The 22,276-nt window shown below is 60.4% G+C and carries 21 protein-coding genes; 9 read left to right on the top strand and 12 right to left on the bottom strand.

All coding sequences use genetic code 11. The features are described from left to right. The 9 genes from VE23_RS26925 to VE23_RS03060 form a co-directional block, all read right to left on the bottom strand. The coding region (locus VE23_RS26925) for a dynamin family protein (protein WP_198156127.1) at positions 1–1,514 on the bottom strand (1,514 nt) is incomplete at its 3' end. 208 nt (positions 1,515–1,722) lie between these two features. After that, the gene (locus tag VE23_RS03095; RefSeq protein ID WP_021879354.1) at positions 1,723–2,004 is read right to left on the bottom strand and encodes a hypothetical protein; all 282 of its coding nucleotides are present in this window, start codon (positions 2,002–2,004) and stop codon (positions 1,723–1,725) included. A 7-nt stretch (positions 2,005–2,011) separates the two neighbouring features. Next, positions 2,012–2,728, bottom strand: coding sequence for an endonuclease III (nth, locus tag VE23_RS03090; RefSeq protein ID WP_048749349.1), 717 nt, complete (start codon positions 2,726–2,728; stop codon positions 2,012–2,014). 143 nt (positions 2,729–2,871) lie between these two features. Next, positions 2,872–3,741, bottom strand: a complete 870-nt coding sequence (locus VE23_RS03085) for a hypothetical protein (protein ID WP_049867265.1) — start codon at positions 3,739–3,741, stop codon at positions 2,872–2,874. Beyond that, entirely contained in the window at positions 3,656–5,578 is a 1,923-nt protein-coding gene (locus VE23_RS03080) for an S-layer homology domain-containing protein (protein ID WP_049867264.1), read from the bottom strand. Before VE23_RS03080 ends, VE23_RS03085 begins: the two co-directional genes overlap by 86 nt. Positions 5,579–5,616: 38 nt before the next feature. After that, on the bottom strand, positions 5,617–6,264 hold the full coding sequence (locus tag VE23_RS03075) for a GerMN domain-containing protein (protein WP_021879358.1): 648 nt from the start codon (positions 6,262–6,264) through the stop codon (positions 5,617–5,619). A gap of 16 nt (positions 6,265–6,280) precedes the next feature. Continuing rightward, positions 6,281–7,813, bottom strand: coding sequence for an N-acetylmuramoyl-L-alanine amidase (locus VE23_RS03070; RefSeq protein WP_049867263.1), 1,533 nt, complete (start codon positions 7,811–7,813; stop codon positions 6,281–6,283). Positions 7,814–8,086: 273 nt separating this feature from the next. Next, on the bottom strand, positions 8,087–9,592 hold the full coding sequence (locus VE23_RS03065) for an N-acetylmuramoyl-L-alanine amidase (RefSeq protein ID WP_049867262.1): 1,506 nt from the start codon (positions 9,590–9,592) through the stop codon (positions 8,087–8,089). A 176-nt stretch (positions 9,593–9,768) separates the two neighbouring features. Next, positions 9,769–10,512 (bottom strand): endonuclease/exonuclease/phosphatase family protein, encoded by a 744-nt coding sequence (locus VE23_RS03060; RefSeq protein WP_049867261.1) that lies wholly within the window; start codon positions 10,510–10,512, stop codon positions 9,769–9,771. Positions 10,513–10,617: 105 nt separating this feature from the next. On the opposite strand from VE23_RS03060, the gene yedE reads away from it, so the two are divergent. Next, positions 10,618–11,844, top strand: a complete 1,227-nt coding sequence (yedE, locus tag VE23_RS03055) for a selenium metabolism membrane protein YedE/FdhT (protein ID WP_049869613.1) — start codon at positions 10,618–10,620, stop codon at positions 11,842–11,844. Then, the gene (yedF, locus tag VE23_RS03050) at positions 11,816–12,061 is read left to right on the top strand and encodes a sulfurtransferase-like selenium metabolism protein YedF (RefSeq protein ID WP_049867260.1); all 246 of its coding nucleotides are present in this window, start codon (positions 11,816–11,818) and stop codon (positions 12,059–12,061) included. The genes yedE and yedF overlap by 29 nt, the downstream gene beginning before the upstream one ends. 323 nt (positions 12,062–12,384) lie before the next feature. Here the strand turns inward: yedF and leuD are convergent, their stop codons facing one another. Together leuD and leuC are read right to left on the bottom strand one after the other, a co-directional pair. Further along, positions 12,385–12,984 carry a 3-isopropylmalate dehydratase small subunit gene (leuD, locus tag VE23_RS03045; protein ID WP_021879364.1) on the bottom strand — a complete coding sequence of 200 codons (600 nt, stop codon included), beginning with the start codon at positions 12,982–12,984 and terminating at the stop codon, positions 12,385–12,387. A gap of 37 nt (positions 12,985–13,021) precedes the next feature. Then, entirely contained in the window at positions 13,022–14,443 is a 1,422-nt protein-coding gene (leuC, locus tag VE23_RS03040) for a 3-isopropylmalate dehydratase large subunit (protein ID WP_049867259.1), read from the bottom strand. A gap of 148 nt (positions 14,444–14,591) precedes the next feature. Between leuC and VE23_RS03035 the strand changes: the two genes are divergently transcribed. Further along, positions 14,592–15,503, top strand: coding sequence for a LysR family transcriptional regulator (locus VE23_RS03035; protein WP_048749254.1), 912 nt, complete (start codon positions 14,592–14,594; stop codon positions 15,501–15,503). Here the strand turns inward: VE23_RS03035 and VE23_RS03030 are convergent. Continuing rightward, positions 15,497–16,300, bottom strand: a complete 804-nt coding sequence (locus tag VE23_RS03030) for a carbon-nitrogen family hydrolase (protein WP_048749252.1) — start codon at positions 16,298–16,300, stop codon at positions 15,497–15,499. The genes VE23_RS03035 and VE23_RS03030 overlap by 7 nt on opposite strands. A 131-nt stretch (positions 16,301–16,431) precedes the next feature. Here VE23_RS03030 and VE23_RS03025 point away from each other — a divergent pair, with 131 nt between their 5' ends. The 6 genes from VE23_RS03025 to VE23_RS03000 all read left to right on the top strand — a co-directional run bounded on the left by VE23_RS03025 (position 16,432) and on the right by VE23_RS03000 (position 22,260). After that, entirely contained in the window at positions 16,432–16,920 is a 489-nt protein-coding gene (locus VE23_RS03025) for a hypothetical protein (RefSeq protein ID WP_049867258.1), read from the top strand. A gap of 131 nt (positions 16,921–17,051) precedes the next feature. Then, positions 17,052–18,254 carry a pyridoxal phosphate-dependent aminotransferase gene (locus tag VE23_RS03020; RefSeq protein WP_049867257.1) on the top strand — a complete coding sequence of 401 codons (1,203 nt, stop codon included), beginning with the start codon at positions 17,052–17,054 and terminating at the stop codon, positions 18,252–18,254. A gap of 363 nt (positions 18,255–18,617) precedes the next feature. Beyond that, positions 18,618–19,721, top strand: a complete 1,104-nt coding sequence (proB, locus tag VE23_RS03015; protein ID WP_048749251.1) for a glutamate 5-kinase — start codon at positions 18,618–18,620, stop codon at positions 19,719–19,721. Positions 19,722–20,287: 566 nt separating this feature from the next. Then, a complete protein-coding gene (locus VE23_RS03010) occupies positions 20,288–20,581 on the top strand; it encodes a hypothetical protein (protein WP_049867256.1) in 294 nt (97 codons plus the stop codon). Next, positions 20,578–20,781 carry a hypothetical protein gene (locus VE23_RS03005; RefSeq protein ID WP_157053897.1) on the top strand — a complete coding sequence of 68 codons (204 nt, stop codon included), beginning with the start codon at positions 20,578–20,580 and terminating at the stop codon, positions 20,779–20,781. Before VE23_RS03010 ends, VE23_RS03005 begins: the two co-directional genes overlap by 4 nt. A gap of 198 nt (positions 20,782–20,979) precedes the next feature. Then, a complete protein-coding gene (locus VE23_RS03000) occupies positions 20,980–22,260 on the top strand; it encodes a glutamate-5-semialdehyde dehydrogenase (protein ID WP_049867254.1) in 1,281 nt (426 codons plus the stop codon). The last annotated feature ends 16 nt before the right edge of the window (positions 22,261–22,276 follow it).

Here is a 22,276-nt window from a genome sequence, read left to right as displayed (position 1 = left end):
GCCGCAGCGGCAGCGGCCGGCGCAGCGCAGGCGGCGAGCGCTTCGGCCGCCTCGACGGCGGCGCGGCGCAGCCTGCCCTTGATTTCCGCGGCCGCTTCGCGCGTATAAACCAGCGTATACTCGCCGCCGAATACGGCTCCCGTATTCACGCGCCCGGCCAGCCAATCGATGTCCGGCCGCCAGCTGAGCCCTTCCTCGAGCGCATGCTCCCATGCTTCGCGCTCCGTCCCTGCAAGGCCGGCTTCGTCGGCTGCCTTGCGGAGCAAATCCCCCAGATGCCATACGGCAGCCGCCTGGATCTGGCGGTTCAGGTCATCGCGGAACGCTTCTGCGCGCCGCTGCTGCTCCGCAGCCGTCTTGGCGCCCGCGAACAGCAAGCCGGTCTTGAAGCCCGGCTTGCGGCTGTCCAGAAACTCGGCCGCGAGATCGCGCGTGGCGGCCGGCGTCAGGCTGGCGTTGTCCAGCAGCTTGACGATATCGGCCTTCAAGGAGGCTTCCAGGGCAGCCGGCCTGTTGTCCGCTTCCTCCGCCTCGGCCTCGAGGCTCGCGATCCTCTCCGCAAGCACGGCCCTTTCCTCCTCGCTGCCGGCTTCATCCTGAAGCTTCTGCCGCAGCGCCTCCTCCTCTTCGGCGGCCGAGCGCAGCGAAGCCCGGACCAAATGGCGCAGCGAGGCGTCCACGCTCCATTGCGACAGCTCCTCGCGCTCCTCCGCCAATTCCTTCAGCAGCCCTTCGAGGGAAGCGAACTCGCTGCCGGGATGCTCAGGCTCCCTCAGAGACAAGTAAAGTATGCCGGCCGGCTCCAGATGCCAGCTGCGGAAAGCCTCCTCGACGCTGTTCCGGTACTCCTCGAACGGCAGCTCCTCTTCGCGGTGCTTGTCGATCTGGTTGACGATCAGATAGAGCGGCTTGCCCCAATCCTTCAATCCCTTGGCGAACTCGAAGTTGATTTCCGACTGGACGTGGTTGTAGTCCATGACGTAGAACACCGCATCGGCCAAATGCAAGGCCGACTCCGTCGCCATCCGGTGCGCATCGTCCGTCGAGTCGATGCCCGGCGTATCCAGAAGAACGGTCGAAGAGCCCAGACGGGGAATCGGATAAACGATATCGACGGAGATGAACTCCTCGCCGTTTTTGCAGTAGTCGTCCAGACGCAGCGGATCCGCCTCGAAGGTCGTCTCCTTGCCGTCTGCAAGCGCCCGGATGATCGCGCGTGCCGGCTCGCCGCTGCGGATGGACACGACATTGGCGCTCGTCGGGATCGGACTGGACGGCAGCAGCTGCTTCCCGCACAGCGCATTCACAAGCGTCGATTTTCCCGCGGAGAAGTGGCCGCAAAAAGCGACCGTAAGCAGCCCGCTCTCCAGCTTGGCGGACAGCTGCTCCGCCCGCTGCGCGTTGCCATCGTCTCCTGCGGAGTCGAATCCGGCCTGCAGGCTGGCCGCAGCCCGGGCCAATGCCGCCTCGCGGTCCGCCGCCGCGGTCCTGTTGCTCTCTTGTAGTCCGTTCATGCTTCTCTCTCCCTGTCTTCCTCTGATCGGAGCGGCCCAAGCTTCGGGCGATCTCCCTATTCGCTATCCGTTGCACAGCCGCGAAGGCAGCTCTTCTGCCCTCATAATGGAGACGAGCACCTCTGCGAGCCTAGGCCGGATACGTCAAACAGCCGCCCTTGAACGCAAGGACGGCTGCTTGTTCACTTGATTCGGAGCATCTCCCTGCTTATACCGCCGGAGCCTCGTCGTCCTCATCCGTCGGAATGCAGATTTCGAACACGTTGCCGTGCTGAAGGATCGTAATGTTGCGCTGCTTCTCGCGCATCACGACAACTTCAGGCTTCTGGCGCATGCGCTCCAGGTATTGGGCCGGCAGATCGCCGGAGCCGCTCACCGTTACGCCTTCGATGACGAGATCCTCGTTCTCTCCCGGAGGAGATTCCATGACCTGCTCGTAAATATCGGAGAACAGGCCAAAATCATTCGTGAATACGCTGATGCATTTCATCGTTTCATCATCCTTTGCTCAGGGGGTTGGAAGCGGCGGCTCGCTTGTTCGAAGCCGCTGCGGATTTCGTTGTCGTGCACGCAGCTTTCATTCGGCGCTGGCCTTCCTTGCACATGTCGAGCAGCGGGCAGATGTCGCATTTCGGCTGCTGCGCCTTGCAGTGGTACCGGCCGAAGAAGATGAACCGATGATGCGTTAGCGTCCATTCCTCCCGGGGAACTTTGCGCATCAGCTTCTTCTCGACTTCAAGGACGCTATCCTCTTGCTTGGCCAAGCCGAGACGCTTTGATACCCGTTCGACATGAGTATCGACCGCGATGGCGGGAACGCCGAATGCATTGGAGACGACGACATTGGCCGTCTTCCTCCCGACGCCGGGAAGCTCGGTCAGCTGGTCATGCTGCTCGGGGATTTCCCCTCCGTAGCGCTCCAGCACGATCCGGCACAGCTTCTGGATGTTGGCCGCCTTGTTGCGGAACAGTCCGATGCGCCGGATATCCTGCTGCAGCTCCTCCAGATCGACGGCCAGGTAATCCTCGGGCGTACGGTATTTCTGGAACAAGTCTGCCGTCACCCGGTTCACGGTCTCGTCCGTGCACTGGGCCGACAGCAGGACGGCAATCGTCAACTCGAACGGATTGGCATGGTTCAACTCGCAATGGGCATCCGGGAACATCTCGGCCATCGTGTCCAGAATGCGCCGCATCTTATCCGAAGCCTTCATGGTCATTAACTCTCCCTAGTTGCACTATCGTTCAAAGTTTAGCGAATATCCACGCTCCATGCAACCGGAAATCACCCCTATGGACGAAAAAAAGACCCCGCGAGGGGTCTTTTTTTCAATAATTCATCAAACCGCCATGAGCGTCATGCCTTGGCAGCCTCGAGCAGCTTGCCTTCGAACAGATACAGAACGATGCTGTCCCCGTCCTTGAGCGACTCGGCTGCAAGCGGCTGGCCGCCTGCCGTAATCAGCGTGGATGACGTATATGCGAAGCGGTAATCGTTGTCGTTGACGCCCGATTTCCTCATCAGAAGCTGGCCGGCTGCGGCATCCACCTTCCAGAATGTTTTGGCCACTCCGGCATTGACCGTGACGACGACCGCACCGTCGGCATTTTTCTTCACTTCAACGCGGTCTCCTGCAGCCAGAGCCGCAGCGCTCGATCCCGCGCTTCCTCCTTTGACGATGGAGAAGCCGCTTCCGAGCGGAAGCGTCTGGCTTGAGCCGCCGTATTCCTGCAGCGTGATGGAGTCGGCAGAGGCCGCAGCGATTTTGCCGTACGTCACTCTGACGAGCGAGATGGCTGTCGGCGTGCTGCCTGCATAAGTCACGTTGACCGTCTGTCCCGCCGCGAAGCCTGTGAATGCCAGAGCGCTTCCGTCCGTTCCTTTGAGGACAAGGCTGCCGGCAGCGACCGTCGTCCGGCTTCCGTCGGCTGCTTGCAGCGAGAGCGCTTTGGCTGCCGGGTCGACCGTCGTGATCTTATACTGGACATTCTGGTTGACGCGCAGCGCAGCCGCCTTGGTCTGGCTGGCGTCGAGGAGCGCCGTCACCCGCATGCCGTTCTTGATGTCGGCTATGCCGGTTCCGCTGCGGCCGTACCACTCCACTCCGAGAGAATCGAATGGAAGCGTCACCGACGAGCCGTCATCCAGCGACAAGGCAAGCGTCTTGGTGGCCGTATTCAACAGAACGACGGAGCCGGTATATTGGTAGACGACCCGCACGAGCATCGCATCGCTGCCGGAATAACCGACCGTAACCCGTTGTCCTTGACGGAGCAGAGGAGCGGCCGAGGCCAGATTGAGCGTCGTTCCGTTCATTTCGAACTTGGTCTTGTCCGACAACTGCAAGGCGGCCAGCTTGCCGTTCGTTCCCTTGACCGTCAATCTTCTGATCGCTGCTGTAGCTGAGGATCTCCGCTCCCGTCAGCGTGCTGAGCGAGCGGTTCGTCACCTTGATGCTCGTCACCTTGCCTCCGGCATCGAGGGCAAGCTCAAGCTGGTCGTCCTTGTACAGATCGCCCAGCACCGGCTGCTCCACGCCCGGAATGACCAGAGTGACCGATTCGGACAAATAGTTGGACTGCAGCGAATTGCCTGCCAGCACCGTCAGGATGCCGTCGCTGATGTTGCTGAACTTTCCTTGGACGGATGCGCTTCCTGCCGTCGTCACCTTGACGGATACGAGCACGCTGTCCTTCACTGTATAGGTGACGGCATCGCCCGCCTTCAATCCGGAGAGGCCCCCTTCGAGCACTCTGCCGTCCCAGCCGATGACGGCAAGGCTGGAAGAAGCCGTCCATGTCTCGTCGGCTCCGGCGGCCGTCTTGAGGCTCAGCGCGCCGTTGCCGGCCGCAGCCACGGTTCCGGAGCCGTCCTTCGATACCGGCGCCGACTTCACGATGACTTCAAGCGCCAGCGGCTTGTCCCGGAAGGCATCCTCCTTCACCTGAACCTGGCTGTCCACCGTCAGATCGGCCAGTCCCAGCTTCGTTCCGTCCATTTTTTTGACGACCAGAGAAGAATCGTACTGGACTTCGACCGGATTGTCGCCGACCCACAGCCAGATCTTGTTCTGCGCCGCCACGACTCTCGACACGGCGCCTTCGATCGTCTTGACCTGCTGGTCCGGATCGGTCTGTTCAACGTAGAGCGCATCCATCCCTCCGCCCAAAATGCGGACATGCGTATACAGCGTCAGCTCCGAGGACGATTTGAGCGAAGCATCCGAATCGAAGCGGTAGAAGCGGGAATCCGCCGCCAGATTGAACGTTTGTAATCCTTGATCGGTATACACCGATACGCTGGCCCCGTTGATCGCCGTGAGGATGCCGCCGGTTTCGCCCGGGTAAGCGACAGGAGCGACCTGCTGCGCCCTGCTGAACAGCGTGGCCGCCTGCGCCCGGTTGACGGCTGCCGCCGGCTGGAACTGCGTCGGCGTGACGCCCGTGACCATGCCGAGCGAGCCTGCTGCATTGATGTAGCCGACATAACCGGCGCCGATCGAAGCTCCGTCCTGGAAAGCGGATGCTCGGGAAGCAAGCTCCTGCGCCAGGCTTGTCTTGCCTGCGGCCCTCACGATCAGCTTCGTCAGCCACTCGCGCGATGCGGGAGAGCTTCCCCATTCGCCTTTGGCGGATTCCGCCGTTTTGAACTCCGCCGTTTCCTCAAGCAGGCCGAGCTTGATGGCCAGCGCTATGTAAGGCTTATAGTAATTGTTCACCTTGAACGATTCCGGGAAGATGACCGCCTGCTGCAGGTCGGCTTCCTTTTCCTTGCCCATAAACCGCAGAGCCATCACGACCGCTTCTTGGCGGCTTACGTTGGCTGCAGGTCTGAAATTGCCGTTTTCTCCCACGATGATTCCCTGCAGGGCAAGCTTGACGATGCTCTTTTCCGCCCAATGGCCTGGTTTGACATCGGCAAAAAACGATGATTGCGCGGTTGCAGATACTGCCGTCCCCCCTGAAGCAGAAGAAGCCGCTGCAGCTGCAGCGGCCGGTCCTCCTGCCAGGAGGGAGAGGGCGATCATGCCCGTAGCGATATGATAGGATGGCGAACGATGCATTTCCCGTCTCTCCCTTAGCATCAAGTATGGATGATCGATTATGGATTGCTTTTCTTCATCGGATGTTCAAGCTCCATATGCCCCATGAGCGTTTCGGCAGCCTTGCCGTCCACCAGAAGATCGAAGGTTTGAACCTCATCGAACTGGAATACGGTTTTGCGGATCGCCTCAAGCGCGAATTCCTCGCCGGCTCCTCCGAGACGCGACTCGTCCGGAATGTGGATATCGGCGGTTGCCGCACCTTCTTTGAGCGTCACCTTTTTGAACTGAACTCCCTTCCACAGGGAGATCGTTCCTTCGCGGTCGTCTCCGGCCAGCGCTTCCAGAGCGGCTTCAAGCTTCTCCTCGGCGCTGCCGTAGCTGATCTCGGCCTTGACGGCCTTCAGCTCCAGCAGCTGATCGTCGGTCTGATAGACCGAGATTTCCTTCTTCACCTTGTCGGACTCCTTGACGGAACCCTTGCCGCCTGCTGCGCTCGAGCCCACGCCGCTGCCCTCGGCAGCTGCCGGCGATGGAGCAGGGGCTGCGGATGGCGATGGAGAGACCACAGCCGGCTCGGATGCTCCCGCATTGCCGGAAGCTCCAGCGGCCGGGCCGGCCGTTTCCCTTGCTCCGCAAGCCGACAGGCTCAGAGCGATCGCGGCGGCGGTCAAGAGCACCGCTGTCTTGTTCATGCGTCGATTCATAGGCGCTCAAGCCTCCTCAGCTCAATTTCAAATATTCCTTGATGCCGTCTACCAAAGCTTGTGCAATCTCATTCTGCTTCTGCTCGTTGAACAGGATCGCTTCATCCTTCGAATTCGTCAGGAATCCGGATTCCGTCAGGATGGCGGGCATGGTCGTCTTCTTGATGACGACGAATCCGGCTGTCTGGACCTTGCGGTCCGGCAGTCCCGTAGCCGCCAGAAGATGTTTATGGACGATGTCGGCGAACGTCTTGCTGTCCGCCCGGTTGTAGTAGGTTTCGGTGCCGGAGGCTGAAGACCCCGGCAGGGCATTCGCGTGAATGGAGATGAACAGGTCGGCGTTCAGCCTGTTGGCGATTGCGGCCCTCTCGTCCAGCGCGATGAACGTATCGTCCGAGCGGGTCAGGATCGGCTGGATGCGAGGCTCGGCCTTCAGCAGGGCATTCACTTTGAGAGCGATGGCCAGGTTGAAGGATTTCTCGGTCTTCTTGCTGATTCCGATCGCTCCCGGATCATGGGCTCCGTGGCCCGCGTCGACGACAACTTTGAAAATCTTGTCCCCCGAAGGAGTCGTCGGCGTCGTCGGCACAGGTTCAAGCGCGCCGAGCAGGCTCAGCTGAATCGTGCCCTCGCCTTTGGTTACCGTATACTCGGCAGCAGCCTGAAGATCCCAGACCACCCGCACAGTGGAAGGCTTGTCCGAGTAATAGGAATAGCGGACCTTCGTCAGCAGCTGGCTGTCGACGACCACTTCCCCCATTTTGGCGCTCGTCGCCGTGAAGCCGTTGGCGAAGTCGGCCGCGAACGACGCTGCCGGAATATCCATGACGATCCGGTCCGGTCCCGTCATGAGGAACGGCTGCGCATCGCCGACCGTGCCTGTGTAGGCGATCGTCGTCGTTCCGATTCCGTCGTACTTGATCGACGTGACCAGTCCCGTTGCGTCGGCCGGCGCGGTAGAGCCGCCGCTGCCCGGCGTCGGAGTCGGTGTCGGAGTCTCGCTTCCCGTCCCTCCGCTGCCTGGCGTCGACGTTGGGGTCGGCGTCGGGGTAGGCGTTGGAGCCGGGGATGGCGTTGCGCCGCCCGATCCATTGCCCGAGGAAGCATCGTTCTGATACAGATACACGGACTTGGACGGAGAGTCGTAGTAGACCTCGAGCCCCATGTTCTCGCTGATGAAACGAAGCGGAACCATCGTCGTGCTTGTCGAGCCAGCACCCATAATCTTGGCAGGAGTCGGCAATGCGACCGAAAGGCCGTTTACCGTAGCAATCTTTTTGTTGATGGTCAACTCAATCATGCTTTTGCCGTTATGTATGCTTACCTGCTTTGCCGCCTTGTCCCAATTGACGTCAAAACCCATCCCCTCGGCTACCGTCCGAATCGGAATATACGTCGTATCCTTCTCGATGCGGGGCGCCGATGCCGACTGAAGCTCCTGGCCGTTCAAATACAGCTTGGGAGTCTTCGAGGCGGCGGATGCGGATCCTGCGAACGCGGTTACGAACAGAGCCAAAAACACCAGCATCATTGCAGCTTTCTTCATCATTCACCTCTAGAACCTGGATTGACCCTTCCTTCACGCAGCCGGCGGCTCCGCTGTCATGAAGTCAGGCAGAAAATTAGACGCCGTTCGCCAAGCAAAGTTGCGAAAAAAAGGGAACCTTGCCACCTTTTTTTTCGTCAAAAAGGGTTGACTTTTGAAGGTCCCCTATGATTCATTCCGCGAACCAAACAGGACGTCCCCTGCCTGGGGACGTCCTGTCGTCGCCTTGAAGCCATGCATGCAGACACCGATGGCGAACCGGCTCCGCTCCAACTATCAATACAATCCCAGGTACTCCTTGATTCCGTCCGCCAGCGCCTGGGCGATCCGGTTCTGGCTCTGCTCGTCGAACAGAACGGCCTCGTCCCTCAGGTTGGTCAGGAATCCCGATTCCGTAAGCACGGCCGGCATCGCCGTTTCCTTGATGACGACATAGGCGGCCGTCTTCACCTTCCGGTCGGGCAAGCCGGTTGCGGCGATGAGATGCTTGTGCACGATATCCGCCAGCGCTTTGCTGTCAGGCCGGTAATAATAGGTTTCCGTTCCCGTAGCGGTGTTCGGTACTTCCAGGGAATTCGCGTGGATCGACAGGAAGAGGTCGGCGCCGAGCCGGTTGGCGAATTCCGCTCGCGGCTTCAAATCGATGGTTGCGTCGTCCGTACGCGTCATGATCGGCTGAATGCGCGGCTCGGCGGCGAGCAGAGCGTTCAGCTTGAGAGCAACCGTCAGATTGAACGTCTTCTCCAGCTTGCCGGATAGGCTTATCGCCCCGGGCGCGCTTCCTCCATGGCCCGCATCGATGACGACCTTATAGATGCGGTCGCCGGAAGGAGTCGCGGGAGCGGAGGGAACCGTCTCCCCCGCCCCCAGCAGGCTCAGCTCGATCAAGCCTTCGGATTTGAGGAGGGTATAAGTGACCGCTGGCGCGACATCCCATACCACCCTGACCGTCGTCGGCTGATCCGTCAAATAGGCATATCTGATTTTGTTCAAGAGAGGTCCGTCCACCGTCAGTTCGCCGGATTGGCTGGAGCCGGCCTGGATGCCGAACGAGTCCGCGAACGAGGAAGCCGGCATATCCAGGACGATCCGGTCCGGACCCGTCATGAGGAACGGTTCCGCTGCCGCAACGGTGCCCTGGTAAGCTATCGTTGTCGTGCCGATTCCGTCATAGAGGATCGAGGTGACGGAGCCTGCGGCAGTCGCGGTCGATCCGGAGCCGCCTCCCGCCTGGCCTGAAGACCCGCTTCCTCCCGGCTGCGAGGAACCCGGACCGGAAGCGGCCCCGCCTTGAGGAGTGCCGTTCTGGCTGTCCGCCGGAGCCTGCTCTCCCTTTTCAGCCGCATAGGACTGGTATAAGTACACGGATTTGGCTGGAGCGTCGTAATAAACCGTGAGGCCCATATTCTCGCTGACGAAACGGAGCGGCACCATCGTCGACGCGCTTGCCGGCGTCCCCATGATCCGCGCCGGAACCGGAAGCGCAGCCTCCTGGCCGTTCACCAGCGCCGTCTTTTTGTCGATCGTGAGCTCTATGGCGCTCATGCCGTTATGGATGCCGACTTTTTTGGAAGACTTGTCCCAATCGACGTCAAAGCCCATTCCTTCGGCGACCGTCCGGATGGGAATATAGGTCGTATCCTTTTCTATCCTGGGACCGGCCGATTTCAGCTCCGTTCCGTCCAAATAGAGCTTGGGAGCTTTCGCCGCAGCGGAGGAATGTCCCGGAACCGATGCCAGGAGCATGGCTGCCAGCGCCAGCAGCGTTGCTGTTTTCTTCATCTTCCACCTCATGTATCTGGATTGTCCTTCAAGCCTGCTGCTTCTTTGTCTCGGGCTTGAATGCCGAACAGAGAAGTAGACGCATTCCATCGGATAATGTTGCAAATTCTGGGTCCATTCGCCAATTTTTTATTTCTCCTCTTTCCGGGCGGAGGCTTTCTCTTTTAAGACGGGGGTCAGAAATGGAGAACAGTGTCCATAATGAGGGGCAAATGGTCGGAAGCCTCCCTTTCCGTCCAGGCCTGCACCGATGTCTCTCCCCATCGGGCCGAATGGTTGAGGAGCAAGTAATCAATTTGGCAGAGCGGCTTGGTTGAAGGATAAGTCGGAATTCCCAGTCCTCCCGGAGCGGCCCTCCATTCGCCGTTCTGCAGCTCCTGCAGCACGCTGCTGCCTGGCATGGCGTTGAAGTCTCCCCCCAGCACAGCGGGAGCTCCGCGCCACAGCTTGGAGGCTTGCCGTATTGACAGCGCGGAATCCAGCTGGCAGCGCTCGCTGCCGTAATCCAAATGGGTTGCGATCAAATGAAGCTCTTGCCGGGCCTCCGGGTCGGATGAAAGCTCCGCCCTGCACACCAGCGCGGAGCGGGGCTCCTCCCCGGGCAGCTCCAGCAGCGCCAGCCGCCGAAGCGGATAGCGCGACAGGATTCCGTTCCCGTATTCGCCGCCATCCAGATCGATGGACCGGCCGAATTCTGCATGAGGGAGACCCGTCAGCTCTGCCAGTCGCTTGATCTGGTCGGCTCCGCCGCTCCTGGACACGAATCGGTCCACTTCTTGAAGAAAAACGACATCCGGGCCGGCATCGGCAATGACGGCTGCCGTCCGCTCGATGTCTATCGATGCGTCCATTCCCATTCCATGCTGGATATTGTAGGTCATGAAGCGGATGGCGAGGCTCTCGGCTGCTGTCTCCGGCAAGATGACGATCCCTCCTTAGTTGAGTTTTATGTTTGTTCTACTGGCCACGCTTCCCGGTATTTATAGTAGAATAAGTTGAATCAGACAAGGAGAAAGGAAATGGAAATGAAATCATTCTACGAAAAGCTGTTTCAGAACTACTGGAATCCCTATCTCGTCATGGCGCTGGCCGGCGTTCTCAGCGCGCTGTATTTTGGAATCACGCATACGGTGTGGGCGGTCACGGGCGAGTTCACGCGGCTCGCAGGGCATGTGATGGCGCTGTTCGGGGCCGATGTCTCGAACTGGGCCTACTTCAACCTTATCGGCATGAAAGGGACGACCTTTACCCGCACCGACGGCTGGATCGTATGGGGGATGTTCGCCGGCGCCCTCATTATGGTGCTTCTGAACAGCAACTTCAAAATTACCGTGCCTCGGCAAAAACGCCGCTGGCTGCAGGCGTTCACCGGCGGCATCGTAGCCGGATTCGGAGCCCGGCTGGCGCTCGGCTGCAACCTGGCCGCCTTCTTCACCGGCGTGCCCCAATTCTCGCTCCATGCCTGGATGTTCATGATCGCCACGGCTGGCGGCACCTTCCTGGGAGCCAAGCTGGTGGGCATGTCCTGGTGGAAGGGCAAGCCGGCCGTAACGAAAGGCGCGATCGCCCGGAAGGCCGCGAAGCCTTCGGCCGTTCAGCCGATTCTAGGAGGCGCCGCAGCAGCAGGCTATGCGGGCTTGGTCGTTTATTTCTTTGCCAGCGGACATAAGATGCTTGGCGTCGCCGCGCTGTTCGGCGCCCTGTTCGGCATCCTGATCGAACGCGCCCAGATCTGCTTCACCTCGGCGTTCCGCGACTTGTGGATCAGCGGGCGCGCCACGATGACCAAAGCCATCATCGTGGGCATGGCCGTCAGCTCCGTTGCAACGCTCGCCATCATTCTGCTGAACGGCATGGAGCCCATTACGAAGGTAGCCGGGCTGAGCACCCTTGTCGGCGGGATGCTGTTCGGCCTCGGCATCGTCATGGCCGGCGGCTGCGAGACGGGCATGATGTATCGGCTCATGGAAGGCCAGATCGTCTTCCTGCCCGTATTCATAGGCAACGTCATCGGCGCCGGCGCACTCGCATACGCGTGGGACCATCTCGGCGTCTACAACGCGCTTGTGAAGAGCGGCTCCAAGATCAGCCTCATCGATGCCATGGGGCCGGGAGCGGCGCTTGCAGCAACCTTGATCGTCCTCGCGGCCGCGTTCATCGTCGCCGTGTATTGGCAGAAGCATTACCGGTTCAAAAACGGCTTCAAGAAAGGAGCGGCCGCCCATGTCGCAAAAACAACCGCCAACCGTTGACTATACGCTTGATGTCCGAGGGGAATCCTGTCCTTATCCGGTCATCTATACGCTGGAAACGCTGACCCGGCTCCAGAAGGGCCAGCTGCTGCAGGTGGTAGCCGATTGTCCAGCCTCGTTCCGGAACGTTCCTGAAGAAGTCGTCAAGCATGGCTACAAGATGGAAATGGAGCCGAAAAAAAACGGCCGCGAGCTTGTGTTCTATATCAGGGCTTGACGAGATCTGCTGCCAGGCTTGTCCGACAGCTTCATCGGTGATTCACAGTAGCTGGAATGGATAGGAAACCGTCTCTCTGGAATGGCAGGCCGCGCGGCCATTTCCATTAGAGCCGGTTTCTTTGCGTCTGCCGAAACAAAAAAAGGACTGTCCCTAGTCATGATATGACGGATGGGACAGCCTCTATGGTCCATAGTCCACGCTTATGCAGGACATTGGTTCCGGTGTCTGCTGGGAATCGCCGAAAGGGTTGTAGTCAATAAGAACGGGCCGTTCATTGACAGACACGGCCGCCTGGCCATTCGGACGCCTCCGGACCGGCTTTAAGCGAATGCGCCTTGGCGGCGCTCCTCGTAAGCGGTGATTTCATCCGCATGCTTGAGTGTCAGGCCGATGTCGTCCAGTCCTTGCAGCAGGAACTGGCGTCTGTGCTCGTCGAGCTCGAACGGAATGCGGAGACCTTGATTGTCCGCGATCGTCTTGTTCTCCAGATCCACAGTCAGCTCGTAGCCTTCGGTCGCAGCGGTGCGCTTGAACAGCTCCTCGACCTGCTCCTCGCTCAGCTTGATCGGAAGAATGCCGTTCTTGAAGCAGTTGTTGTAGAAGATATCGGCGTAGGAAGGCGCAATGACTACCTTGTAGCCGTAATCCTGGATCGCCCAGGGAGCATGCTCGCGGGAGGAGCCGCAGCCGAAGTTGGCGCGGGAAATCAGCACGGAAGCGCCCTTGTAGCGCGGCTTGTTCGGCTCGAAGTTCGGGTTCACGTTGCCCTCTTCGTCGAATCTCCACTCATAGAACAAATACTGGCCGAAGCCGCTGCGCTCGATGCGCTTCAGGAACTGCTTCGGGATGATGGCGTCGGTATCCACGTTGACGCGGTCGACGGGGGCTACGATGCCCGTAAAGGTCTCAAATGCTTGCATGTTCGGTACTCCCCTTTTCTAGGCAGGCGCCTGACTTCTAGTTCGCCACTTCCTGATTGATCTTCCAGTCGCGCACGTCCGTGAAGCGGCCCTTGATCGCAGCCGCGGCCGCCATGGCAGGGGATACGAGATGCGTGCGTCCGCCGCGTCCCTGACGGCCTTCGAAATTGCGGTTCGACGTCGAGGCGCAGCGCTGTCCCGGCTGCAGCACGTCCGGGTTCATCGCGAGGCACATCGAGCATCCCGCCTCGCGCCACTCGAAGCCGGCTTCCGTAAAGATGGCATCCAGCCCTTCCTTCTCCGCCTGCATCTTGACGCGGCCGGAGCCCGGCACGACAATCGCGGTCACGCGGTCGCTGACCTTGTAGCCCTTGGCGATCTCGGCCGCGGCGCGCAGATCCTCGATGCGGCCGTTCGTGCAGGAGCCGATGAACACATAGTCGATCGGAATCTCCGCCATCGGCGTGCCCGGCTTCAGATCCATGTATTCCAGCGCCTTCTCGGCCGCTTTGCGCTCGTTCTCCGTCGGGAGCTCCGCCGGATTCGGAACGGCAGCCGTAATGTCGGTGCCCATGCCCGGGCTCGTGCCCCAGGTTACTTGCGGTATGAGGGCGTCGACGTCGAACTCGAGCACCGTGTCGTACTCGGCGCCTTCATCGGAAGCCAGGTCGCTCCAGGCGATGACCGCTTTGTCGAAATCCGCCCCTTGAGGCGCGTATTCCCGGCCCCGCAAGTAGTCGAACGTCGTCTGGTCGGGAGCGATCAGTCCGGCGCGGGCGCCTGCCTCGATGCTCATGTTGCAGACGGTCATGCGCTCTTCCATGCTCAGGCTGCGGATGGATTCGCCGGTATACTCCAAAACGTAACCGGTCGCGAAGTCCGTGCCGTACTTGGCGATGAGGCCGAGAATCATATCCTTCGCGGTGACGCCGGGACGGCGGCTTCCGACGAAGCGGATTTCCATCGTCTTGGCCTTGGATTGCTGCAGGCACTGGGTCGCCAGCACATGCTCGACCTCGCTCGTGCCGATGCCGAACGCGAGAGCTCCGAATGCGCCGTGCGTCGACGTATGGCTGTCGCCGCATACGATCGTTTTGCCCGGCCAGGTCAGGCCGATCTCCGGTCCCATGACGTGCACGACGCCTTGGTCGATGTTGTTCAGGTCGAACAGCTTGACGCCGAAATCCTCGCAGTTTTTCGTGAGCGTGTCCACCTGCTGCTTGGAGATCGGATCCTTGATGTTGAAGCGGTCCTTCGTCGGCACGTTGTGGTCCATCGTCGCGAACGTCCGGTCCGGACGGCGCACCTGGCGTCCCGAGAGGCGCAGGCCTTCGAACGCTTGCGGGGAAGTGACCTCATGCACGAGATGCAGATCGATATAGATGATGCTCGGGCTTCCTTCTTCCGAATGGATGACGTGATTGTCCCAGATCTTTTCAAACATTGTACGCTTCGCCATGCGAATCACCCCGTATAAGTTCAGTAGACTGCCATTTCACTGCCGTTAATGATTGAATCCAGCATACCTGCTTTTCCTTGATTGTTCCAAGATATAATATCTATAATAGTTATAGGTATAGATAATAATCAAAGGGGGATGGCAGCAAATGGAGCTCCGCCAGCTGCAATACGTCATTCAAATCGCAAAAGAACTCAATTTTTCCCGGGCCGCCGAAAAGCTCCATATCGCCCAGCCTTCGCTGAGCCAGCAGCTGTCCAAGCTGGAGAAGGAGATCGGCGTCCTGCTCGTCCGCCGCACGACGAACTCCGTCGAGCTTACCCATGCCGGCGAAGTGTTCGTCGACAAAGCCCAATCCATCCTGGGCAGCATCGAGCAGCTGCGGACGGAGATGGAGGATATGGCTCATATGAAACGAGGCCGGCTCGTCATCGGCAGCCTTCCGATCACCGGCTCCCATATCCTCCCTATCGTGCTGCCGGAATTCGGAGCCGCCTATCCGGAGATCGAAATCGTCCTCGTCGAGGACACGACGGCCAAGCTGGAGCAGCTGGCCGCCAGCGGACAGACGGATATCAGCCTCCTGTCGCTGCCTCTGATCGATTCCACGCTCGTCTATCAGCCGCTCATCCGGGAAGAAATCTCCCTTGCCGTTCCGCCCAGCCACCGCCTTGCCGGCGAGAAGGCTCCCGTAAGCCTCGAGACGCTGTCGGAGGAGCCCTTCATCGTGTTGAAGAAAGGCCAGGGCTTCCGCCAGATCGCGCTCGATCTGTGCGCCGGCGCCGGCTTCCAGCCGCGCATCGTCTTTGAAAGCAGCAATATCGAGACCGTGCAATCCCTCGTGGCGGCCGGTATGGGGCTTGCGTTCATCCCGGACATGATCGCCCGCGGAGCGCGCAGCGAATTCATGCCGAGCTATTGCTCCATTCAAGGAAGCCCTTCGAGAACGCTCGTCATCGCCAGCCGGAAGGGACGTTACTTGTCGAAAGCGGCGGAAGCCTTCATCGATACGATGAAGGCTGCGGTAAGCAAGCATTACAAGGAAGGATTCCGTCAGTAGAGGGAAGGCCTGCGGTCTTCGAATACGGGTATCCGAGTGCGCACCTCGTCCACGAGGCCGAGGTCGATGTCGGCCACGAGGAGGGCCTCCTCCTCCCCGCCTTCCACAAGGATCTCACCCCATGGATCGATCACCATCGAATGGCCGAAGAAGACGTCTTTGCCGCTCGCTCCTGTCCGGTTGCAGGCGACCACATACATCTGGTTCTCGATCGCGCGTGCCGTCAGAAGCGTTCTCCAGTGATGCAGGCGCGGATGCGGCCATTCGGCCGGCACGAACAACACCTTGGCGCCCGACAAGGCAAGCTTGCGCGCCAGCTCGGGGAAGCGGATATCGTAGCAGATCATCATGCCGGCCTGCTCATCCTGGAGAGGGAACAGTCCCGGCTCGCTTCCTGCGGACAAATGCTTTTCTTCCTCCATCAGGCGGAAAAGATGGATTTTCGAATAGGAGCCGGTCTCTTGGCCGTCGCGGCCGAACGCGTAGACCGTGTTGTAGACTTCTTCGCCTCGCTTCTCGGCGACCGAGCCGGCGACGACATGGATGCCCGTGCTTCGGCTGAAATCCGAGATCAGCTTGCGTGTCCGGGCTCCGCCTGGATCGGCCAGTTCCTGAATTTGCTGAAGGGCGTAGCCTGTATTCCACATTTCCGGCAGCACGAGCACATCAGGCTTCGGACTCAGCTCCGAAGCCTCGCGCAGTCGCTGTTCGACGAGACGGTAATTGGCTTCGGGATCACCGGCATGCACGGGAATTTGCAGAAGGGCGATGCGAAGTTTGGCAGAAGATTTCTCCATGGGCTGGTACCTCCGGACGCGGCAGGGCCGCCTCAAATTGTCTTTTCTATGATACTTCCTCATGGAAGTCTGTCAAGTTGGACAGCTTAAAGGCATCCCCTTTAACTGGAAGAGACCAATGGAGGTATCCCATGTTCCGACCGTCAAGCCTCGCCGCAATCGCTCTGCTCGCCGTGATGGCCTTTTTTGGCGGGACCGCCTTGGCGGCGGCGCCAGCATCGTCTCCGGAAGCTTCAAAACCGCTTCCTCCCCTATCTTCGGGAGGAGCGCGCCCGGTTCAGATTTTTGATGTAGCGGCCGGCCAGGTCGTCCGAACGCTGGCCAATTCGGCCGAATTCCAGGCCGTTGCCCGGCAATGGCTTCACGATGTCCAAGGAATGTCGCCGAACTTCACGCCGGACGACCGCTGCGGCTACGTGTTCCGGATCCCGCTCAAGGAAGTGCGTAAGGTGCAGCTCGAGAAGGCCGGCTTCGAGGTCCAGGAAGTGTTTCTGTTCTACTGCCGCGGCAAAGAGCCGGAAATGCTGGCCTTCGATTTGAAGAACAAGCCCTATTTGCTTCGCGTCAATACCGATGTGCGGCCTTTCCTAGCCTTGGCGGGCTTCGAGCCCAAGTCCTGATCGAGATATCCGGTTATTCCGGGAAGGATTTCTCGACATGCCGCAGCCTCTCTGATACCATGGCTTCATACAAGCGGCGGCTGCGGCTATGCCGGACCGTCCCGAAGCATATTGAATTGGAGTGACCGCACATGACCAACCCCATCGGCAGCCGCGCGCTGATCGATATTCAGCCTGCCGAGCGGCTGCAAGGGCTGCCTGAACAATTTTTCGCCAAGCTGGTCGGCAAGGCGAACGCCCAGGCGGCCAAAGGCCGCGACGTCATCAACCTGGGCCAAGGCAATCCCGATACGCCGACCCCCTCCCATATCGTGGAAGCGATGCAGAAGGCGTCCGCCGATCCCAAGTATCACAAGTATCCTCCCTTCCGCGGCTTTCCTTTCCTGAAGGAAGCGGTCGCGAAGCGCTATAAGGAGGATTATGGAGTCGAGCTTGATCCCGAAACGGAAGTCGCCATCCTGTTCGGCGGCAAGACCGGGCTCATCGAGATCAGCCAGTGCCTGCTCAATCCCGGCGATCTGTGCCTTGTGCCGGATCCGGGCTACCCCGACTATTGGTCCGGCGTTTCGCTCGCCGGCGCGAGGATGTCGTTCATGCCGCTGCTGGAGAGTCACGCATTCCTGCCGGATTACAGCCAGGTATCCGAAGAAGACCGCCGCGACGCCAAGCTCATGTTCATCAACTACCCGAACAATCCGACCGGAGCGGTGGCGACGCCGGAATTCTACAAGCAGACGGTTGAATTCGCCGCCGCGAACGGCATCGTCGTTTCCAGCGACTTCGCTTACGGCGCTCTCGGCTTCGACGGCAAGCGGCCGGTAAGCTTCCTGCAGACTCCCGGCGCCAAAGAGGTCGGAGTCGAATTCTACACCCTCTCCAAAACGTATAACATGGCCGGCTGGCGGGTCGGCTTCGCGCTTGGCAACGCTGCCGTCATTGAGCTGATCAATACGATTCAGGACCACTACTACTGCAGCCTGTTCGGCGGCATCCAGGAAGCCGCTTCCGCCGCCCTGACAGGATCGCAGCAGTCGGTGGCGGAGCTCAACGCCCTCTATCAATCCCGCCGCGAGGCCGTCTTCTCCGCACTGGACGAAATCGGCTGGAAGGCTGCGCGTCCGGGCGGCTCCTTCTTCTGCTGGCTGCCCGTCCCGGACGGCCATACTTCGGAATCGTTCGCGGACTTGCTTCTGGAGCAGGCCGACGTCGTCGTCGCTCCCGGCATCGGCTTCGGCACGCATGGCGAAGGCTACGTGCGGCTCGGGCTGCTGAGCAGCGAAGAACGGCTGAAGGAAGCGATCCTCCGGATCGGCAAGCTGGGCTTGTTCTCTTAGGGAGGACGGTCCGCCGCTTTACAGCAGCAAAGAGGCATGGTATTCTAAGTGCAACTGAAAACCGACATTCGCAATGAAGGGAACCGCCAGGCGTCACAGCGGCGCGCCAGAGAGTAGCCTCCATCGGCTGGGAGAGGCTATCGTGCCGTATCGCCTGCACCCATCCCGGAGCGGCCGGCGACGAGCCGGACAGCGCCCTCTGTTACAAGGGTCCGGAGTGGGACGGCATTCATGCCGCCCAAGCGAAGGTGGTACCGCGGAAGCATAGGCTTTCGTCCTTTTTGAGGACGGAAGCCTATTTGTTTTTCGCCCAGCTTCAGGTTGATTCACAAGAACTGCACGGATAGACAGGAGGTTCGGGGGATGCCGAAGGAAAGAATCATCGTCAAGATCGGTAGCAGCTCGCTGACGAGCCCCGAGGGCGGACTCAATAAAGAAAACATGGTTTTTTACGCCGGAGAGCTGGGCAAGCTTCATGCTCAGGGCCATGAGGTGCTGCTGGTCACTTCCGGCGCTGTCGCAGCCGGCTTCAGCGTCATCGGGTACAAGTCGCGTCCCAGGCTGCTCCATGAAAAACAGGCGGCCGCAGCCGTCGGCCAGGCGCTGCTCATGCAGGCCTATCAGGAAGCCTTTGCGACCGGAGGCGTCACCTGCGCGCAAGTGCTGCTTACCCGCCACGATTTCAGCAGCCGCGACCGGGGACGCAACGCCATGATGACGATCGAGGAGCTGCTGCGCCAGCGGGCCGTTCCCGTCATCAACGAGAACGACACCGTATCGACCGACGAGCTGAAGTTCGGGGACAACGACATGCTGTCGGCGCTCGTCGCGAATCTCGTAAAGGCTCGCAAGCTGATTATTGTCACGGACACGGACGGCCTCTATACCGCCGATCCCCGCCATAATCCGGACGCCCGCAAGATCGAGCGCGTCGAGGAAATCACCGGCGAGCTCATGAGCCTGGCCGGAGGCGCCGGCTCCGCCGTCGGCACGGGAGGCATGCGCTCCAAGATCGAGGCGGCCCGCATCGCGATGCGCGGCGGAGTGCCGGCATTCGTCGGACGGGTATCGGAGCCGGGAGATCTGGTGCTCGCGGCCGAGGGACGCGGCAAAGGCACCTATTTCACCTCCCGCGAGCATAGTCTTCCCGTAAAGAAGCAATGGCTCGGGTTCCACTCCATGCCCTCCGGCAGCATCAAGGTCGACGAAGGCGCTTGTAGCGCTCTTGTAGCGGGCGGCAAAAGCCTCCTTCCTGCCGGCGTGACGAATGTCACCGGCGACTTCCACCCCGGCGATGTCATCGAGGTGCAGGACCGGGACGGCTCGCTGGTCGGCCGCGGCATCGTCAATTATGCCGCCTGGCAGCTTCGCGCCGTCGCCGGCCTCGGCTCGGAGGAAGCTAAGCGGCGCATCGACGTGCAGCGGATCGAGGTTATTCATCGCGATGAGTGGATTACGCTGAAATGAACGATGCCAAATTCGGAACGCTGCGCGGAGCCATCCTCTGGACAGCTGCGCGGAGCCATCCTCTGGAACGCTGCGCGGGCCGGCCATCCTCCGATCGCTGTTGCTGATGTATTCTCTGAATTTTTTGGGTCAGCGGCCAGAATACATCAGCAAAGGCGAACGCTGGCGCTTCTATGGATTGGCCGGCTCGCTACGCTGGGATTATCAGATGGAGGAACCGCTTCGCGGAGACTCAGACGGCCTCTGTCCGCTAGGCTGTCGCGAATTCGACGCCGCTTGACGCGTGCATAACGCTGTTTGACAAAAGTAACGCAGCATAGCGAAAAAATAACGAAGCTTAACGTGAGTCAACGCGAATTGACTCGCAAGTAACGCCGCTTTACCCGCTGCACGGCCAGCGGAACACTTCAAGCCGACTGTATGCGCAGCTTCGCACTTCAAGCTGACTGCAAACGAAGCGGCAGCATATCTTGGCTGCGCAGCGAGCAGAGCGCCACGGCCCGCGCAGTGTGCCAGCCGGATCTGGAGAAGCGACAGCGGTCGCCTTTTCCGGAGGATTCCTTCCCTTGAGCATGAGAATCAGGGAGTTCGACGGGAACAGCGATCGGAAGATCGGCTGCACGCGCAGCGGAGCACTTCAAGCCAACTCTACGCGCAGCGGCGCACTTCAAGCCGACTCTGCGCGCAGCGGCGCACTTCAAGCCGACTCTGCGCGCAGCGGCGCACTTCAAGCCGACTGCAAGCGAAGCGGCAGCATATCTTGCCTGCCCAGCGAGCATAGCGCCGTGGCCCGCGCAGCGTGCCAGCCGGATCTGGAGAAGCGACAGCGGTCGCCTTTTCCGGAGGATTCCTTCCCTTGACCATGAGAATCAGGGAATCCGACGGGAACAGCGATCGGAAGATCGGCTGCACGCGCAGCGGCGCACTTCAAGCCGACTGCAAGCGAAGCGGCAGCATATCTTGCCTGCGCAGCGAGCATAACACCATGGCCCGCGAAGCGTGCCAGCCGGGTCTGGAGAAGCGTCAGCGGTCGCCTTTTCCGGAGGATTCCTTCCCCTGACCATGAGAATCAGGGAATCCGGCGGGAACAGCGATCGGAAGATCGGCTGCACGCGCAGCGGCGCACTTCAAGCCAACTCTGCGCGCAGCGGCGCTCTTCAAGCCGACTGCAAGCGAAGCGGCAGGCGCATCTTGCCCTGCGAAGCGGCAAGCAAATGCATCCCGAGCTGCAGCCCTAAACTTGAAAGGAGAATGAAACATGACGATAGAGCAAAAAAACGCCGCATCCGAAGCGGCCGTCAAAGCCTCGCTCGCAAAGCAAGCCGCCCGAAAACTGGGCAGCCTGGCCACGGCCGAGAAAAACCGGGCATTGGAGGCGATGGCTGCCTCGCTGATCGCGGAAACGGACAGCATTCTGGAGGCCAATGCCCTGGATCTGGAGCGCGGACGCGAAGCCGGCACCGCCCCTTCCCTGCTCGACCGGCTCGCTCTGAATGCCGAGCGGATCGCAGCGATCGCCCAAGGAGTCCGGGAGGTCATCGCCCTTGGAGACCCCGTCGGACGGACCGTGCAGACGATACAACGCCCGAACGGGCTCCACATCGAGCAGGTGTCCGTGCCGCTCGGCGTCATCGGCATGATCTATGAAGCCCGTCCCAACGTCACGGTGGACGCCGCGGCCCTTTGCCTGAAAACCGGCAACAGCGTCGTTCTTCGCGGAGGAAGCGCCGCCCTCCATACGAACCGGCGCGTCGTGGAAGTGCTCCGCGGAGCGCTGCAAGCGACAGCCGTGCCGCCGGAAGCGCTCCAGCTGATCGAGGACCCGAGCCGCGCATCCGCGGACGCCATGCTCAAGCTGAACGGCCTGCTCGACGTCATCATTCCTCGCGGCGGCGCGGCTCTGATCCGCAATGTCATCGAGAACGCCACCGTGCCCGTCATTGAGACGGGGGCAGGAATCTGCCATACTTATGTCGATGCGGAAGCCGATCTAGCCATGGCGGCCTCCATTGCCGTCAATGCCAAAGCCCAGCGTCCATCCGTCTGCAACTCCATGGAGACGCTGCTCGTCCACGCCCGCTATGCCGAGCGCGGCCTGGCTCCTCTTGCTGCAGCGCTTGTCGAAGCCGGAGTCGAGCTGAGAGGCTGCGACGAGGCTCGCCGCTTAGCGGGGAGCGCGGTCGAGATGGCGTCGGCCGGCGAAGCCGACTATGCGACGGAGTACAACGACTATATTCTCAACATTCGCGTCGTGGACAGCTTGGACGAGGCGCTGGACCATATTTCGCGGTACGGCACCCGCCATTCCGAGTGCATCGTGACGCCCGATGCCGATGCCGCAGGACGATTTCTGAATGAAGTGGACGCCGCGGCCGTCTATCACAACGCCTCCACCCGTTTCACGGACGGCTTCGAATTCGGCTATGGAGCCGAGATCGGAATCAGTACGCAAAAGCTTCATGTACGGGGACCGATGGGTCTGCCGGCGCTTACATCGACGAAATACCGCATCCAGGGCACCGGCCAGATCAGAGGCTGAAAGCCGTCAAGGACCG

Source organism: Paenibacillus sp. D9 (assembly GCF_001188365.1).
Lineage (GTDB): Bacteria > Bacillota > Bacilli > Paenibacillales > Paenibacillaceae > Paenibacillus_O > Paenibacillus_O humicus.
The sequence above is the reverse complement of the archived record's forward strand: the minus strand, read 5'-3'. Positions and strand labels throughout refer to the sequence as shown.